We start from the raw sequence: 15,112 nt of genomic DNA, 5'->3' as shown, positions 1-15,112 counted from the left end.
ATTAGTTAAAGGAATAAAGGAAAATAAAGCTCAAGATAATATAAATGCAATGTCTATAGCAGATGCAATGATATTTATAATGGGAATAGATAGTCAATTTAAAAATAATGATGAATACAGAATATTTCTAGATGCATTTAGTAAAAAGATAAACATAGATTTAAGAGCATATATGGGATATATGTCTAGAAAATATTTTGATATTGGAGAATGTACAGATTCTTTAATATATTTAAAAGCTCTTATAACTATGTATCCGCAAGATATAGAAGGATTATATCATTATGCAATAGTATGTCAAGAAGTTGCTAAACAATATCAAAAAGATATGGAAAATGAGGCAATGAACAAGTTTTTACTTGAAGCACTATCTAAATTAGAGATGGTTATTCAAAAAGATGAAGGGTTTGCACTTGGATATTATCACTTAGGATACCATTATTATAATCAGGGTCAATATTTAAAAACTAGAGTAATATGGGAAGAGGCTTTAAAATTAGGTTTAGACGCTGATTTAGTAGCTGAAATACAAGAGAATATGGGTAAAATGGATTTTAAAGTTCAATATGAAGAAGGATATAATCTTGTATTCCAAGGAAAATGTGAAGAAGGTTTAGAAAAACTATTACCTTTAGCAGAAGAACATTCAGATTGGTGGAACTTATTATTCATGATAGGTTTAGCTTACAAAAATATGAATGAAATTGAAGAAGCAAAAAGGTATTTTGAAAAGATATTATTAATTAAGCCACATCAAGTAGATACAATGGTTGAGTTAGGTCTTTGTGAAGCAGGTAGTTTCAATATAGAAAAAGCTATAGAACATTTTGAAACAGCAGCTAAAATAAAAGAAGATCCAGAAATATTATGTAATTTAGGAATGGCATACTTAAATAAAGGTGATTTAGATGATGCTACTTATTATATAGAAAGAGCTTATGAATTAGACCCTCAGGATGAAGTAACAGCAGCTTGTCTTGCAGAACTTGATAAATATAGATAAAACTTAATTTTAATTAATTAAACAGAAAAGACTCCTAATTAGGAGTCTTTTTTTGAATAAATATGCTATTATTTAAGTATATATAAAAAGGGGGCATTGATATGATAAAAAATTTAAATGACATGTTAAATCAACTTAAGGGACAAGACAAAGTAATACTTTCTGTAGCAGCTGCAGAAGATAACGAGGTTTTAATAGCTATAAAAGATGCAGTAGAAAAAGAAATAATAAAGCCTATATTAGTTGGACAAGCAGAAAAAATACGCACTATAGCTAAAGAGATAAATTTTAATTTAGTAGATATTAAAATTATAAACTCTGAAACAATAGAAGAAAGTGCTAAGATAGCTGTGCAATTGGTATCAAATAAAGAAGCTGATTTTGTAATGAAAGGATTATTAGATACAGCTGTACTTTTAAAAGCCGTATTAAATAAAGACTATGGGCTTAGAACGGATAGTTTACTAAGTCATGTTATGATATATGAACTTGAAAAATATCACAAATTATTGTTATTAACAGATGGAGGAATGAATATAGCTCCAGACTATGAACAAAAAGAAAAAATATTAAAAAACTCTATACAAGCAGCAAAATCTTTAGGTATAAAGACAGTTAAAGTTGCATGTTTAGCAGCTAAAGAAAAGGTAAATCCTAAAATGCAAACTACAGTAGATGCAGATTTATTGCAAAAAGCTTGCAAAGATGGTAAATTTGGCGAGAATGTTATAGTTGAAGGACCTTTAGCATTTGATCTTGCAGTTTCTAAAGAAGCTAGTGAAATAAAAGGATTCAAAAGTGAAATATCAGGGGATGTAGATATATTAGTAGTTCCAACAATAGAAGTTGGAAATGGAATAGGTAAAGCATTTACATATATGGCAAACTCAAAGTCAGCTGGAATAATTATGGGGGCAAAAGCGCCAATAGTTTTAGTATCAAGAGCAGATAGTCATGAGTCTAAATTATACTCAATAGCATATGGAGCATTAATAGCTAGAAATATAAAATAAATAATACTTAAAAATGGATATGTACAAAACCATAAATTGGTAATATAATAGAACTTATAACGAGGCAAACGTTTTACATAATTAGACATTATCAATAAAATAATATTAAATTTAAATTAATATACATATAAATAAAATTTAATAATAAAAAATATTTAATAAAAGGAAATATGACTTAAAAGAAATTTTTATGTAAAAAAAAATTTATACTTACAAACTAATTTTGTTAAAATTTTATTCAAAAAAATACCAATTTAGCAAAATTTAGTATATAATCAAATTAGGTAATTTATAATTTGAATTTTTACAATGGACATAATTTTTTTATCACCTAAGGATTAAAAAATCAAAAAAAAGGGGATAGGAATATGGATAAAAAAATGTTAACTATCGATTTAAATAGCCATGTCATGTTAGACAAAGCTGAAAGAGATGGCGTAGAGACTATGTACGATAGAAAATTAGCTATGAAGGCGCAATGTGGATTTGGTCTTCAAGGTAATTGCTGTAGAATATGTGGAATGGGGCCATGTAGAATAACTCCAAAGACTCCAAGAGGGTTATGTGGGGCTGATGAGCACGTTATAGTAGGAAGAAACTTTGCAAGAATGGTTGCAGCAGGAACAGCAGCACATTCAGACCATGCTAGAGATTTAGCGCATACAATGGCTTTAACTAGTGCAGATGGTAACTATAGAATAAGAGATGAAAAAAAATTAATAGACTTAGCACAAGATTGGGATGTAGCTACAGAAGATAGAGATATCTATGATATAGCGCACGAAGTTGCAGATTTAGCATTAATGGAATTTGGTAAACCTCATGGAGTATCAAGATTCTTAAAAAATGCACCAGAGCAAAGACAAGAAGTTTGGAAGAAATACGCAATAGAACCAAGAGCTATAGATAGAGAAATAGCTACAATAATGCATTCAACTCATATAGGATGTACTGCTGATATAGATAGCCTAATACATATGTCATTAAGAACAGGTATGGCAGATGGATGGGGAGGATCTATGATAGGTACTAGATTTAGTGATATCATATTCGGTACTCCAACTGTAAGACAAACAGAAGCTAATTTAGGTGTATTAGAAGAAAATAAAGTAAATATAGTATTACATGGTCATGAACCAACATTATCAGAAATGATAGTATTAGCATCAGAAGACCCAGAATTAGTAGCTTTAGCTAAAGAAGTTGGAGCTGAAGGAATAAACTTAGCTGGTATGTGCTGTACAGGTAATGAGGTTACAATGAGACATGGAGTAAGAATGGCAGGAGATTTCCATCAACAAGAACTTGCAATTATAACAGGAGCTGTAGAAGCGCTTATAGTTGACGTTCAATGTATATTCCCAGCATTAGCAAAAGTTGCTGATTGCTACCACACAAAATTCATAACAACTTCTCCAAAAGCAAAAATATCAGGATCAACTTATATAGAATTCAAAGAAGAAGAGGCATTTGAAAATGCTAAACAAATAGTAAGAGAAGCTGTATTAAACTTCAAAAATAGAGATAAATCAAAAGTACTTATACCAGAATTAAAATCAAGTGCAACTGTTGGATATAGTATAGAAGCTATAATACCTCAACTAGATAGGGTTGTAAACTCTCACATAGATCCAGCTGGAACTGTTAAACCATTAACAGACTGCTTGAAATCAGGAGTATTAAGAGGAGCAGCTGGTGTTGTTGGATGTAATAATGCTAAAACTGTTTCAAATGAAGCTCACGTAACTATAATGAAAGAATTAATCAAAAATGACATAATAGTAGTTACTACAGGATGTGCTGCTCAAGCAGCTGCTAAGGCTGGATTAATGGATAAAGATGCTGCTAATAAATACGCTGGTAAAGGCTTAGCTACAGTTTGTGGATTAGTAGATATCCCACCAGTACTACATATGGGATCATGCGTTGATATAAGCCGTATATTAGATTTAGTAAGTGCTTCTGCTAAATACTTAGATATGGATATGAGTGATCTTCCAGTAGTAGGTATAGCTCCAGAATGGATGTCTGAAAAGGCAATAGCTATAGGATGTTACGTTGTTGCATCTGGTATAGATACTTATTTAGGAGTAATGCCTCCAGTAGCTGGTTCATCAAGAACAGTAGAAATATTAACTGAAGGATTAAAAGATAAAGTAGGAGCAAGCTTTACAGTTAATGAAAATTGCCATGAATTAGCTGCTACTATAATAAGTGACATAGAAAAGAAACGTGTTCACTTCGAAAACTTAGTAGAAGAAAAAATGATGGTTCCAGTTGAAGCTTAATAATTATATATAAATTAGAAAACTATGCATACTACTTTGAAAAGCTGGTATTGAATAAAATTGGTTAAAAGAATAACTAAATATAGTTTAATTTTTATGCGAAAATATAAATTAAACTAAAAATTTAAAGTATTATGATAAAATGCAACTCAAATGATAAAAAAACAACATAAAACATAAAATGAACGACTTAAAATAAAGTTGTAAATGACAAAAGGTGGTATAATAATGAAAATAGCAATAACTGGTAAAGGTGGAGTGGGTAAAACGACTTTTTCTTCAATGTTATCTAGAATGTTTGCGAAAGACGGGTATAGAGTTGTTGCTGTAGATGCCGATCCTGATGCTAATTTAGCTTTAGCACTAGGTTTTCCAAAAGAAGTATACGATTCAATAGTTCCTATATCAGAAATGAAAAATTTTGTATCTGATAGAACTGCTGCATCAATAGGATCATTTGGTAAAATGTTTAAATTAAACCCTAAAGTAGATGATATACCAGAAAACTTCTGCAAAGAATATAATGGTGTTAGATTACTTACATTAGGAACTGTAGACTCAGGTGGATCTGGATGTGTTTGTCCAGAACACGTACTATTAAAGAGACTATGCTCTCACTTAATACTACAAAATAAAGATGTAGTTGTTATGGATATGGAAGCTGGAATCGAGCACTTAGGAAGAGGAACTGCTGAAGGTGTAGATGCTTTTATAGTAGTTGTTGAACCAGGTGAAAGAAGTTTACAGACTTACAGAAAAGTTAAAAAATTAGGTAATGATATTGGTGTTAAAAAAGTATTTGTTGTAGGTAATAAAATTAGAAATAAAGAAGATGAAGAATTTATAATCTCCAACTTAGAAGAAGGAGAAGCATTAGGATTTATTTATTATAATCAAGATGTTATAAATTCTGATAGAGCAAATCAATCTCCATATGACACAAGTGAAGTAACAAGAGAACAGGTAAAAGCAATACAGGAGAAGTTATTACAATTACAAAATCTGTAATTAAAAAACAAGTAAGCTGACCATCAACTAACCTTGATGGTTAGCTCTAAAAATACCATTATACATCCAGTATTTCCAAATAAAATAATAGATATACAAAGTGTCACATAAATTTATTAAAATATTTAGTTTTTGGGAGGAGATTTAATTATGGGATTCAAATCTGATATTGAAATAGCTCAAGAGGCTCAACCTCAAGATATAAGAGAGATAGCTAAAAAATTAGGGTTAGGTGAAGACGATATAGATTTATATGGTAAATATAAAGCTAAAGTAGACTACAACTTATTAAAAAAAGATAATGGTGGTAAACAAGCTAAGTTAATATTAACTACAGCTATAAATCCAACTCCAGCAGGAGAAGGAAAAACTACTACTACTATAGGTGTAGCTGATGGTTTAGCAAAATTAGGTAAAAATGTATTGGTTGCTTTAAGAGAACCATCTCTAGGACCAGTATTTGGTGTTAAAGGTGGAGCAGCTGGTGGAGGATACGCTCAAGTTGTACCTATGGAAGATATAAACTTACACTTTACAGGAGATTTCCATGCTATAGGAGCGGCTAACAACTTATTAGCTGCAATGCTAGACAACCATATGCATCAAGGAAACGAATTAAGAATAGATAGCAGAAAGATCACTTGGAGAAGATGTGTTGACATGAACGATAGACAATTAAGAAATATTGTTGATGGTTTAGGTTCTAGAGGTGATGGAATAGCAAGAGAAGATGGATTTGATATAACTGTTGCTTCTGAAGTAATGGCAGCATTCTGTTTAGCAAGTGATATAACAGATTTAAAAGCAAGACTAGGTAGAATAATAATTGGTTACAACTTCGATGGAGAGCCTGTAACGGCGGAACAATTAAAAGCTAATGGAGCTATGGCTGCATTATTAAAAGATGCATTAAAACCAAACTTAGTTCAAACATTAGAAGGAACACCTGCATTTGTTCATGGTGGACCATTTGCAAATATAGCTCATGGATGTAATTCTGTTATAGCTACTAGAATGGCTATGCATTTTGCAGATTATGTAGTAACTGAAGGTGGATTTGGTGCTGATTTAGGTGCTGAGAAATTCTTAGATATTAAATGTAGAATGGCTAATTTAAAGCCTGCTGCAGTTATAATAGTTGCTACAGTAAGAGCATTAAAATACAATGGTGGAGTAGCTAAAACTGAATTAAATAACGAAAATTTAGAAGCTCTAGAAGCAGGACTTCCAAACTTATTAAAGCATGTTGAAAATATAACTCAAGTATTTAAATTACCTGCAGTTGTTGCTATAAACCAATTCCCTCTTGATACTGAGGCTGAACTTAAATTAGTAAAAGAAAGATGCCAAGAATTAGGTGTTAATGTTGCTATATCTGAAGTTTGGGCAAAAGGTGGAGAAGGTGGAACTGAATTAGCTAGTGAAGTTCTAAGATTAATAGAAGAAGAAGAGAATGACTTCCAATTCTGCTATGAAGATGAATTAAGTATAGAAGAAAAAATAACTGCAATAGCTACTAAGATATATGGAGCAGATGGAGTAAACTTTACTCCAGCAGCTAAAAAAGAAATGGAAAACTTAGAGAGATTAGGATTTGGAAAGATGCCAATCTGTATGGCAAAAACTCAATATTCTTTAACGGATGATCAAACTAAGTTAGGAAGACCAACAGGATTTACAATAACTGTAAGACAATTAAATGTTTCTGCTGGTGCAGGATTTATAGTTGCTCTTACTGGTGAAATAATGAAAATGCCAGGACTTCCAAAAGTTCCAGCAGCTGAAAAAATAGATGTTGATGAAAATGGAGTAATCGCTGGACTATTCTAATAAAGTATATTAAAAAGTAGAGTGTGGTTTGTCCACACCCTACTGTATACATAATATAATACCTTTAGAGCACTCAAGGGGGATAAAAAAATGAAAATAGCAGAAAAAAGTTGTATTGAGTTTGTAGAAGTACTAGCTTCTAAATCAGCAGTACCTGGTGGTGGTGGAGCTGCAGCGCTAGTAGGTGCTATAGGTATGGCTTTAGGTAGTATGGTATGTAACCTAACAATAGGAAAGAAGAAATACGCTGAGTATGAAGAAAGTGTAAAAGAAATCTTAGTAAATGCTGGCGAAATAGAAAAGAATTTACTAAACATGATAGACCAAGATGCTGAGTGTTTTCTACCTCTTTCAAAAGCTTATGGACTTCCTGTATCTACTGAGGAAGAAAAGAAGATAAAAGAAGAAACAATGGAAAATGCATTAAAGGTAGCTTGTGAAGTACCAATAAGTATAGTAAGAGTATGCTTTGATGCAATAAAATTACATGAAGATTTAGTTGATAAAGGATCAAAACTTGCTATAAGTGATGTAGGAGTAGGGGTTCAATGTTTAAGAGCTGCTATACTTAGTGGACAATTAAACGTAGTTATCAACATAAATTCTATAAAAGATCAAGAATATGTTAATAAAGTAAAAACTGAAGTAGATACTTTAGTACAAGAAGGCGTAAAAATCTGTGATGAAGTATACTCTAAAGTTGAAAAAGCGCTAGGAAAGTAATTATTAAGTAAGAAAATAGATACTATTTAATAGTATATTTATATAAATAAAAAATTTCAGGGGGCGTTGAACTATGGAAGTAACTGCAACTAAAGGACAAATAATAAAAGGTAAACCAGTAGCGGATCAAATAAGTGAAAATTTAATACAAGAAGTGAACGAATTAGTTAAAGAAGGTGTAAATCCTAAATTAGCTATATTAAGAGTAGGAGCAAATGGAAGTGATTTAGCCTATGAAAGAGGAGCATTAAAAAGAAGTGAAAGTGTAGGAATACAAACTCAAGTTGTAGAATTACCAGAAGATGTAACTCAAGAAGAATATGTAAAAACATTAAAAGGATTAAATGAAGATAGTAATGTTCATGGTATATTATGTTTTAGACCTCTTCCTAAGCAATTAGATGAAGAAGCTATAAAATACGTAATAGCTCCAGAAAAAGATGTAGATAGTTTCAGCCCAATAAACTCTGCAAAAGTTATGGAAGGTGATACAACAGGATTCCCACCATGTACTCCAACTGCAGTAGTTGAAATATTAAAGCACTATGGTGTTCAATTAAATGGAGCTAAGGTAGCAGTATTAGGAAGATCGATGGTAGTTGGAAAGCCTGCTGCGATGCTTTTATTAAATGAAAATGCTACTGTAACTATATGCCACTCTAGAACTAAAGATTTAGCTAAAGTAACTTCTGAAGCTGATGTTTTAGTGGCTGCAGTAGGTAGAGCTAAAATGGTAAAAGAAGACTTCGTAAAAGAAGGAGCAGTTGTTATAGATGTTGGTATAAATGTTGACGCCGAAGGAAACTTATGTGGAGATGTTGATACTAATGGAGTAATTGATAAAGTATCTATGATAACTCCAGTTCCTGCAGGTGTAGGTTCTGTAACTACATCTATACTTGCTAAGCATGTAGTTAAAGCTTGTAAGCTACAAAATAACAAATAAGAGAGAAGTTTTAGGGGGGAATAGGGATGATAATTTCTGAAAAAAAACCAATGGAAGAATTATTAGGATTCTTAAAAAATGATCAAAAAATTATTTTAGCTGGTTGTAGTCAATGTGCAGCTACTTGTAAAAGTGGTGGAGAAGAAGAAGTTCTTCAAATGAAAGAGGCATTAGAAGCAGAAGGTAAAAATGTTTTAGGATATGTCATGCTAGATCCAGCTTGTAATCTTTTAAAAACTAAAAAAGATTTAAAAAATTTAAAAGAAGAATTAAAAGAAGCTGATGCTATATTATCTTTAGCTTGTGGAGACGGAACACAAACTATAGTTAAGAATGTAAAAAAATTACCAGTTTATCCAGGAAACAACACTATGTTTATAGGGGAAACGAAGAGAGTTGGAGAATTCGAAGAAGCTTGTAAGGCTTGTGGAGAATGTGAACTTGGATGGACAGGGGGAATATGTCCAGTAACTATGTGTGCTAAAGGATTAATAAATGGTGCATGTGGTGGAGCTAAAGATGGTAAATGTGAAGTTAGTTCAGAAAATGACTGTGCTTGGATAGCAATCTATAATAGATTAAAAGATATAGATCAATTAGATAATATGTTAGAAATGAGACCGATGAAAGATTATTCTAAACAAAATAATCCAAGACACTTAAATATAAAGAAAAAAGAAGAAGCTTCAGCTGAAGCATAAAAGTTTTTAGAAGGTTAAAAAAGGGGGATTTTTTGATGAGCTTATTAAAAGAAACATTAGAAAGTGGAAAGTTTGCGGTTACTACAGAAATGGCACCTCCAAAAGGTACTGATCTTTCTCACTTAATAGAATGTGCTAAACCGTTAGTAGGAAGAGTTCACGCAGCAAACGTTACTGATTTCCAATCTGCAGTTATGAGAACAACTTCACTTGCTACTTGCAAGTTATTACAAGATGTAGGATTAGAACCAGTTTTACAAATGACTGGTAGAGATAGAAATAGAATAGCTATACAAGGTGAAATGTTATCAGCTGGTGTATTTGGAATAAACAACATGTTAGCTTTAACAGGGGATCATACTGTTGTTGGAGATCATCCACAAGCTAAAGGTGTATTTGATTTAGACTGTGTTGGAATACTTCAAACAGCTGAAACTTTAATGAAGGGAACTGACTTAGTTGGAAACTCATTAAAAGGATCTCCAGAATTCTACTTAGGTGCATCTGTAACTCCAAGATATACACCATTAGAATTACAAATACTAAAAATGCAAAAGAAAATAAATGCTGGAGCTAAATTCTTCCAAACTCAAGGTGTTTATGATATAGAGACAATGAGAGAATTTAGAGAAGCAACTAAACATATGGATTGTAAGATATTAGCAGGTATAATACCTTTAAAAACTCCAGGAATGGCTAAGTTTATGAATGCAAATGTTCCAGGTATATTTGTTCCAGACGAGCAAATAGAAAGATTAAGAGCTGCAGGAAAAGAAAACTGGGCATCTGAAGGTATAAAAATGGCAGGAGAATTCATCAAACAATTAATCGATGAAGACTTATGTGATGGTGTTCATATAATGGCAATAGGAGCAGAAGAAAATGTTCCTGCTATATTAGATGCTGCTGGATTATAAGATTAATTGAAGTTCGAATGATTAATTTAAGTATGGAGGAATAGTAAATGAAAATAGCAGTTATCGGGGGAGGTCCAGGCGGATACGTTGCGGCTATAAAAGCTGCTATGCTTGGTGCAGAAGTAACAGTAATAGAGAAAAGAAGAGTTGGAGGTACTTGCCTAAACGTAGGATGTATACCAACTAAAGCATTACTTGCATCATCTTCTATGTTAATGAATATAAAAGAAGCTAAAGATTTCGGAATCAATATAGAGGGTGAAATTAAAGCAGATTTCTCAGCTATAATGGCTAGAAAAGATAAAATAGTAAACCAATTAATAAGTGGAATAGAATTCTTATTTGAAAAAAGAGGAGTAAACTTAGTTAATGGATTTGGTAAACTAGTAGATAAAAATACTGTAGAAGTTACTAAGGAAGATGGTTCAAAGGAAATGATAAATGCTGATAAAATAATATTAGCTAATGGATCAGTTCCAATAGTGCCACCAATGTTCCCTTATGATGGAAAAACTGTAATTACTAGTGACGAGGTTTTAGGATTAACACAATTACCAGAATCTATGTTAATAGTTGGTGGTGGTGTAATAGGTTGCGAAATTGGTCAATTCTTAAGAACTTTAGGAACAGAAGTAACTATAGTGGAGATGAATGAACAATTATTACCATTTGAGGATAAAGATGTCGCAAAACAGTTGCAGAGACAGTTCAAAAAGGATAAAATTAAAGTATTAACAGGTATTGGGGTTCAAACTTGTGAAGTAATAGACAATCAAGTTGTGGCAACACTTTCTAATGGAAAACAAGTAAAAGCTCAATATGCATTAGTTGCAGTAGGTAGAAAGCCAAATCTTGCAGGCTCTGGAGTTGAAGAATTAGGGATAGAGATGCAAAGAGGCAAGATAGCAGTAAATGAAAACCTTGAAACTAATGTAGAAGGTATATATGCAATAGGAGATTTAATAGATACTCCATTCTTAGCACACGTTGCTTCTAAAGAAGGAATGATTGCTGTAGAAAACGCTTTCGGAAAGTCGAAAGTTGTTAATTATACAGCTGTACCAAGATGTGTATATACAGAGCCTGAAGTTGCTGGAGTTGGTAAAACAGAAAAGCAACTAGAATCTGAAGGTTGTGAGTATCATGTAGGTCAATTTGACTTTAGAGCACTAGGAAAAGCTCAAGCTATAGGTCATTTCCAAGGATTTATAAAAGTTCTTGCAGATAAAGATGACAAAATAATAGGAGCTTCAGTAGTAGGTCCTCACGCTACAGACTTATTAACAGAGTTATCTCTTGCTGTACATTTAGGATTAACTGTAGAGCAAGTAGGAGATGTTATACATGCACATCCAACGTTATCAGAAGGGTTAATGGAAGCTCTTCACGATGTACATGGAGAATGTATTCATGCAGCTCCTAAATTAGCAAAAGCATAAAAAGATAAGAGTAAAGTTTAAAAGCTCTGTCTTGACTAAACAAAGGGGGAAATCTTAGGATGGGATATAATATAGCTGTAGCAGGAAAAGGTGGAACTGGTAAAACAAGTCTTACAGGGCTTTTAATTAATGATTTAATCAATAATAAAAAAGGACCTATATTAGTTGTAGATGCTGATGCTAATGCCAACATAAATGAAGTATTAGGTATTGATGTAGATACAACAATAGGGGCAATAAGAGAAGAAGTAAGTAATAGAGAAAAACAAGGAAATTCATTTCCAGGAGGTATGACTAAAGCTCAATATTTACAGTATAGATTGAATACTTGCTTATCGGAAGGCGAAGGATATGACTTAATAGTAATGGGAAGATCTGAAGGTGAAGGTTGTTATTGCTATGTTAATGGTATATTAAGAGAACAAACTGATAAACTATCAGATGCTTATGAATATTTAGTTATAGATAATGAAGCTGGAATGGAGCACTTAAGTAGAAAAACTACTAAACATATAGATAAACTTCTATTAGTTAGTGACTGCTCAAGACGTAGTGTTCAAGCTGTTGCTAGGATAAGAGATTTAGCGAGAGATCTTAAATTAAGTGTAGGAGAAATATACTTAATAGTGAATAAAGTACCTAATGGAATATTAAATGAAGGCATAAAAGAGGAAATTGATAAGCATAATCTAAATCTTATAGGTGTAGTACCTATGGATGAAATGATATATGAATATGACTCTTCAGGCATACCGCTAGTTAAATTACCTGAGGATTCAAAATCTAAAGTGGCAATAAGTAATATAATAGCTAAATTAGAATTAAAATAGGCTTAAGGGGGAAAAAACTATGGCATTTAAGATGTCTGTTCAAAAATATTCTGGTAAGATATCAGAAGTAGAAGTAGGAACAGGAGAAAAAACGATAAAAATAGGTGGAGAAAATGTGCTACCTTTCTATAGCTTTGATGGAGAAGCTGGAAACACTCAAAAAGTAGGAATAGAAATAAGTGATGTTTATCCAGATGGATGGACTGATTCATTCAAAGAAATGTATAAAGAAGTTGCTAATTGTCCAGTTAAATGGGCTAAGCACGTTGAAGAAAATACAGGTGCAGATTTCATATGCTTAAAGCTTGAAAGTGCAGATCCAAATGGATTAAACAAAACTCCAGAGGAATGTGCTGAAGTAGTTAAACAAGTAGCTGAAGCTGTTAGTTTACCAATAGTAATAGCTGGATGTGGAAACCATGAAAAAGATGGAAAGTTATTTGAAAAAGTAGCTCAAGCTGTAGATGGACATAACTGTTTATTCTTATCAGCTACTGAAGATAACTATAAAGCAGTAGGAGCAGCAGCTACTATGGCTTATAGCCACAAGATATCAGCGGAATCTTCTGTTGATATAAACCTAGCTAAACAATTAAACGTATTATTAGGTCAATTAGGAGTAAAATCTGAAAATGTAGTTATGAACGTTGGTTGTTCAGCTGTTGGTTATGGATATGAGTATGTTGCATCAACTATGGATAGAATTAGACTTGCTGCATTTGGTCAAAATGATAAAACATTACAAATGCCTATAATAACTCCTGTTTCATTTGAAACTTGGAATGTTAAAGAATCTATAGCAAGTGTAGAAGATGAACCAACTTGGGGATGTGTAGAAAAAAGAGGTATAGCAATGGAAATATCAACTGCAGTAAGTTCTTTAGTTGGTGGGGCAAATGCAGTTATACTTCGTCATCCAGAATCAATAGAAACTGTAAAAGAATTAGTTAGTGCATTAGCTTAATTAAATTGTAAGGTTAGGGGGAAAAAATCATGGCATTAAAAGCTTTAGATATATTTAAATTAACACCAAAGAAAAACTGTAAGGACTGTGGATTTCCAACTTGTATGGCTTTCTGTATGAAAGTTGCTTCAGGAGCTGTAGAAGTAAGTAAGTGTCCACATATGTCAGATGATGCATTAGCAAAATTATCAGAGGCGACTGCACCATTAATGAGAGGTATAAAAGTTGGAGCTGGAAATTCTGAATATGAATTAGGAGCAGAAACTGTATTATTCAGACATGAAAAAACTTTAGTAAACAGAAACAGATACGCTGTAGCATTCTGTGAATGTATGACTGATGAACAAGTAGATGCTAAATTAGCTAACATAAAAGCTGTTGACTATGTAAGAATAGGCGAAGAAATGAAAGCTGAAATGGCACTTATAGAATACTTCGAAAATAAAGAAGGATTCTTAAGAGTAGTAAATAGAGTTAAAGATAGCGGATTAGATTTAGCTTACATATTAGTATGTGAAGATGCAGACATAGCTAAAGAAGCGGTTGAAATATTAAAAGATAAAAAACCAGTAGTATATGGTGCTACTAAAGAGAACTACAAAGAAATGATAGAAGTAGTTAAAGAAGATAAATTAGCTCTAGGAGTTAAAGCATCTAGTTTAGAAGAATTATATGCTACAGTTGAATTAGTTCAAGCTGCAGGATATAGAGAATTAATATTAGATGTAACTGGAGAAAATATAAAAGATACATTTACGAATGCTGTTCAAGTTAGAAGAATAGCTTTAAAAGAGCAAGATAGAACATTTGGATACCCATCAATAGTATTTGCAAACAAACTATCAAAGGAAAAACCAATGATGGAAGTTGCATTATCATCAATGTTTACAGTTAAGTATGGTTCTATAATAGTAATAGATGATATAGATTATGCAAAAGCATTATCATTATTTGCATTAAGACAAAACATATACACTGACCCACAAAAACCAATGAGAGTTGAACCAAAAATTTATCCAATAAATAACCCAGATGAAAATTCACCAGTAATAGTTACTGTTGACTTTGCATTAACTTACTTCATAGTATCAGGAGACGTAGAAAGATCTAAAGTACCAGTATGGTTAGCAATACCAGATGCTGGAGGATACTCAGTTCTTACAGCTTGGTCTGCAGGTAAGTTTGGCGGAAGTTCAATAGCTAACTTTATAAAAGAATCAAATGTTGGTGAAATGACTAAGAATAGAGATTTAATAATACCAGGTAAAGTTGCAGTTCTTAAAGGTGATATAGAAGAGTGCTTACCAGGATGGAATGTAGTGATAGGTACAGAAGAATCTATGGAATTACCTAAGTTCTTAAGAGAATACAAAGCTAAGCAAGATCAAGCTTTAGCAAACGCTTAAATAGTTTACAACTTATTAGACTATCTAAAACAAAAAGGGGGATA

The 15,112-nt window shown here is 32.3% G+C and carries 13 protein-coding genes; all 13 read left to right on the top strand.

The features are described from left to right. A partial coding sequence (locus tag AC11VW_RS06290; protein WP_484300549.1) for a tetratricopeptide repeat protein occupies positions 1–1,003 on the top strand: 1,003 nt, incomplete at its 5' end. A gap of 101 nt (positions 1,004–1,104) precedes the next feature. Continuing rightward, on the top strand, positions 1,105–2,016 hold the full coding sequence (locus AC11VW_RS06285; protein WP_484300548.1) for a bifunctional enoyl-CoA hydratase/phosphate acetyltransferase: 912 nt from the start codon (positions 1,105–1,107) through the stop codon (positions 2,014–2,016). A gap of 368 nt (positions 2,017–2,384) precedes the next feature. Next, the gene (gene cooS / locus AC11VW_RS06280) at positions 2,385–4,304 is read left to right on the top strand and encodes an anaerobic carbon-monoxide dehydrogenase catalytic subunit (protein ID WP_484300547.1); all 1,920 of its coding nucleotides are present in this window, start codon (positions 2,385–2,387) and stop codon (positions 4,302–4,304) included. A 228-nt stretch (positions 4,305–4,532) separates the two neighbouring features. Then, positions 4,533–5,312, top strand: coding sequence for an ATP-binding protein (locus AC11VW_RS06275; protein WP_484300546.1), 780 nt, complete (start codon positions 4,533–4,535; stop codon positions 5,310–5,312). Between the two features lie 150 nt (positions 5,313–5,462). Next, entirely contained in the window at positions 5,463–7,142 is a 1,680-nt protein-coding gene (locus AC11VW_RS06270) for a formate--tetrahydrofolate ligase (protein WP_484300545.1), read from the top strand. 90 nt (positions 7,143–7,232) lie between these two features. Continuing rightward, complete coding sequence (locus AC11VW_RS06265; RefSeq protein WP_484300544.1) at positions 7,233–7,865, top strand: cyclodeaminase/cyclohydrolase family protein; 633 nt, start codon at positions 7,233–7,235, stop codon at positions 7,863–7,865. A gap of 73 nt (positions 7,866–7,938) precedes the next feature. Beyond that, a complete protein-coding gene (locus AC11VW_RS06260; RefSeq protein ID WP_484300543.1) occupies positions 7,939–8,811 on the top strand; it encodes a bifunctional 5,10-methylenetetrahydrofolate dehydrogenase/5,10-methenyltetrahydrofolate cyclohydrolase in 873 nt (290 codons plus the stop codon). Between the two features lie 26 nt (positions 8,812–8,837). Next, complete coding sequence (locus AC11VW_RS06255; RefSeq protein WP_484300542.1) at positions 8,838–9,512, top strand: methylenetetrahydrofolate reductase C-terminal domain-containing protein; 675 nt, start codon at positions 8,838–8,840, stop codon at positions 9,510–9,512. A gap of 35 nt (positions 9,513–9,547) precedes the next feature. Further along, the gene (locus AC11VW_RS06250) at positions 9,548–10,429 is read left to right on the top strand and encodes a methylenetetrahydrofolate reductase (RefSeq protein WP_484300541.1); all 882 of its coding nucleotides are present in this window, start codon (positions 9,548–9,550) and stop codon (positions 10,427–10,429) included. Between the two features lie 47 nt (positions 10,430–10,476). Then, a complete protein-coding gene (lpdA, locus tag AC11VW_RS06245) occupies positions 10,477–11,868 on the top strand; it encodes a dihydrolipoyl dehydrogenase (RefSeq protein ID WP_484300540.1) in 1,392 nt (463 codons plus the stop codon). 59 nt (positions 11,869–11,927) lie between these two features. Next, positions 11,928–12,698 carry an ATP-binding protein gene (locus AC11VW_RS06240; protein WP_484300539.1) on the top strand — a complete coding sequence of 257 codons (771 nt, stop codon included), beginning with the start codon at positions 11,928–11,930 and terminating at the stop codon, positions 12,696–12,698. A gap of 19 nt (positions 12,699–12,717) precedes the next feature. Beyond that, on the top strand, positions 12,718–13,662 hold the full coding sequence (acsD, locus tag AC11VW_RS06235; protein ID WP_484300538.1) for an acetyl-CoA decarbonylase/synthase complex subunit delta: 945 nt from the start codon (positions 12,718–12,720) through the stop codon (positions 13,660–13,662). Between the two features lie 29 nt (positions 13,663–13,691). Then, positions 13,692–15,068, top strand: coding sequence for an acetyl-CoA decarbonylase/synthase complex subunit gamma (gene acsC, locus AC11VW_RS06230; RefSeq protein ID WP_484300537.1), 1,377 nt, complete (start codon positions 13,692–13,694; stop codon positions 15,066–15,068). Positions 15,069–15,112: the final 44 nt, after the last annotated feature.

The organism is Romboutsia sp. (assembly GCF_056995035.1).
The sequence above is the reverse complement of the archived record's forward strand: the minus strand, read 5'-3'. Positions and strand labels throughout refer to the sequence as shown.

Excerpts from the sequence above, each read along its gene's own strand:
- AC11VW_RS06285 (WP_484300548.1), top strand. The coding sequence starts at position 1,105 with ATGATAAAAAATTTAAATGACATGTTAAATCAACTTAAGGGACAAGAC.
- cooS (WP_484300547.1), top strand. The coding sequence starts at position 2,385 with ATGGATAAAAAAATGTTAACTATCGATTTAAATAGCCATGTCATGTTA.
- AC11VW_RS06275 (WP_484300546.1), top strand. The coding sequence starts at position 4,533 with ATGAAAATAGCAATAACTGGTAAAGGTGGAGTGGGTAAAACGACTTTT.
- AC11VW_RS06270 (WP_484300545.1), top strand. The coding sequence starts at position 5,463 with ATGGGATTCAAATCTGATATTGAAATAGCTCAAGAGGCTCAACCTCAA.
- AC11VW_RS06265 (WP_484300544.1), top strand. The coding sequence starts at position 7,233 with ATGAAAATAGCAGAAAAAAGTTGTATTGAGTTTGTAGAAGTACTAGCT.
- AC11VW_RS06260 (WP_484300543.1), top strand. The coding sequence starts at position 7,939 with ATGGAAGTAACTGCAACTAAAGGACAAATAATAAAAGGTAAACCAGTA.
- AC11VW_RS06255 (WP_484300542.1), top strand. The coding sequence starts at position 8,838 with ATGATAATTTCTGAAAAAAAACCAATGGAAGAATTATTAGGATTCTTA.
- AC11VW_RS06250 (WP_484300541.1), top strand. The coding sequence starts at position 9,548 with ATGAGCTTATTAAAAGAAACATTAGAAAGTGGAAAGTTTGCGGTTACT.
- lpdA (WP_484300540.1), top strand. The coding sequence starts at position 10,477 with ATGAAAATAGCAGTTATCGGGGGAGGTCCAGGCGGATACGTTGCGGCT.
- AC11VW_RS06240 (WP_484300539.1), top strand. The coding sequence starts at position 11,928 with ATGGGATATAATATAGCTGTAGCAGGAAAAGGTGGAACTGGTAAAACA.
- acsD (WP_484300538.1), top strand. The coding sequence starts at position 12,718 with ATGGCATTTAAGATGTCTGTTCAAAAATATTCTGGTAAGATATCAGAA.
- acsC (WP_484300537.1), top strand. The coding sequence starts at position 13,692 with ATGGCATTAAAAGCTTTAGATATATTTAAATTAACACCAAAGAAAAAC.